Source organism: Leifsonia sp. NPDC058292 (assembly GCF_042880955.1).
In the GTDB taxonomy this organism is placed as follows: domain Bacteria; phylum Actinomycetota; class Actinomycetes; order Actinomycetales; family Microbacteriaceae; genus Leifsonia.
In genome coordinates, this window is the sequence record NZ_JBHVYL010000082.1 from 1 (window position 1) to 1954 (window position 1954).

2 protein-coding genes are annotated in these 1954 nt (G+C 71.7%); both read left to right on the forward strand.

The window, feature by feature from the left end; translation table 11 throughout:
• Positions 1-366: 366 nt before the first annotated feature.
• Complete coding sequence (locus tag ACFVWR_RS19050) at positions 367-963, forward strand: TetR/AcrR family transcriptional regulator (protein ID WP_387216014.1); 597 nt, start codon at positions 367-369, stop codon at positions 961-963.
• A gap of 33 nt (positions 964-996) precedes the next feature.
• Positions 997-1869, forward strand: coding sequence for a VOC family protein (locus tag ACFVWR_RS19055; protein ID WP_387216017.1), 873 nt, complete (start codon positions 997-999; stop codon positions 1867-1869).
• The last annotated feature ends 85 nt before the right edge of the window (positions 1870-1954 follow it).

Below are 1954 nucleotides of genomic sequence, written 5' to 3' on the forward strand. Positions count from 1 at the left end.
GGACCCCTCGATGAGACGGCCGGCCCCGCGCGGCGTGTTGGGACCCCTCGATGAGACGGCCGGCCCCGCGCGGCGTGTTGGGACCCCTCGATGAGACGGCCGGCCCCGCGCGGCGTGTTGGGACCCCTCGATGAGACGGCCGGCCCCGCGCGGCGTGTTGGGACCCCTCGATGAGACGGCCGGCCCCGCGCGGCGTGTTGGGACCCCTCGATGAGTTGACAGTTTCCCGCGCGGCGTGTGGCCAGCGGCCCGCGGGCCGGCGGCAGCCGGGCCAGGCGGCAGGCGGGCCGGCGGCAGCCGGGCCAGGCGGCAGGCGGCAGGCGGGCCAGCGGGCGGGGCAGCGGCGCGCGGCGATAGCCTGGCGGCATGCGCACGAGCGAGACTCCGGAGCAGCGGCGGCGCGACATCGGCGCGGCGGTCTGGCGGATCGTGCGGCGTGACGGCATCAACGCGGTCAGCACCCGGAGCGTCGCGAGCGAGGCCGGCATGGCACTCGGCTCGCTGCGGCACTATTTTCCGCGGCAGTCGGATGTCGTGGAGTTCGCGATGCGGCTGGTCACCGACCGCACGTCGGCGCGCATCCGGGGCATCGTCGAGCGGGCCGGCGACGGAGAGCCCGATCGGGGACTGCGGCAGGTGCTGCTGGAGCAGTACCTCCCCCTCGACGACGAACGGCGGGAGGAGATGGAGGTCTGGCTGGTGTTCGCGGGCGCGACGCTCTCGGATGTGTCGCTCGCGCCGGTGAAGCGCGACTCCGACGTCGAGATGCTCGGCCACATCCGGCAGGTCGTCGCGGCATCGCTGCCGAACGGAACCAGCACCACCGACATCGATCGAGCGGCCACCCGGATGCGCGCGCTGATCGACGGGCTCGCCGCCCATCTCGTCGGCCCCTTCCCCGCTGTGACGCCCGCTGAGGCCCGGGCGATCGTCGCCGACGAGCTCGCGCGCCTCGACGACTGAAATACATTCCGGCTCTGCGACGTTGAGGATCTCATGCCCGACCTCCTCGCACCCGACACGTCGATGGGCGCGGTCACCCTGCGTGTGGCCGACCTCGACGCCATGACCGCCTACTATCGCGACGCTGTCACGCTCAGCGTGCTCGCCGCCGAGGGTGGGCGGGTCATCCTCGGCCGGGGAGCGACCCCCATCGTGATCCTGGAGCATGCGCCCGAACTGCGACACGCGTCACCCCACGAGGCGGGACTGTTCCACACGGCCATCCTGTTCGACACCGAAGAGACCCTGGCCGCGGCGGTGTACTCGGTGGCGACGAAATCCCCCGGAACATTCACCGGCAGCGCAGACCACCTGGTCAGCAAGGCCTTCTACTTCACCGACCCCGAAGGCAACGGCGTCGAGCTCTACTGGGACAGGGACCGCTCGCAGTGGAGCTGGACCCACGGCCAGATCGAGATGGCGACCCTCTACCTCGACCCCAACGGCTTTCTCGCGGAGAATCTGACCGAGCGGGCGACGGCATCCGTCGAGGCCGGCGACGACAGCCGGCTCGGAACAGCGGTGGTCGGCCACGTGCACCTGTCGGTGGGAGACGTCGCCTCGGCGCGGGCCTTCTACGTCGACAGGCTCGGCTTCGAGTCGACCGCCGAGCTCGGCGGGCAGGCGCTCTTCGTGAGCGCCGGCGGCTACCACCACCACATGGCGATGAACACGTGGAACAGCAAAGGCGCCGGTCGCCGCCAGCCCGCGCTCGGGCTGGGGCTGGTGGAGCTCAAGGTTCCGACCGTCGACGATCTCGGAGAGCTGAGCGAACGGATGCGGCACTACGGCGTTCCGTCGCGCGACGACGGCCAGTCGGTGACGTTCGACGATCCGTGGCTGAACTCGGTGCGCGCGAGCGTCTGAGTCGAATCGGCGAGCCCGGGCGGTAGTGCCGGACGCAGCGCACAACGCGAAACGGCGACCGCCCGCACCCCGATCGGGTGCGGGC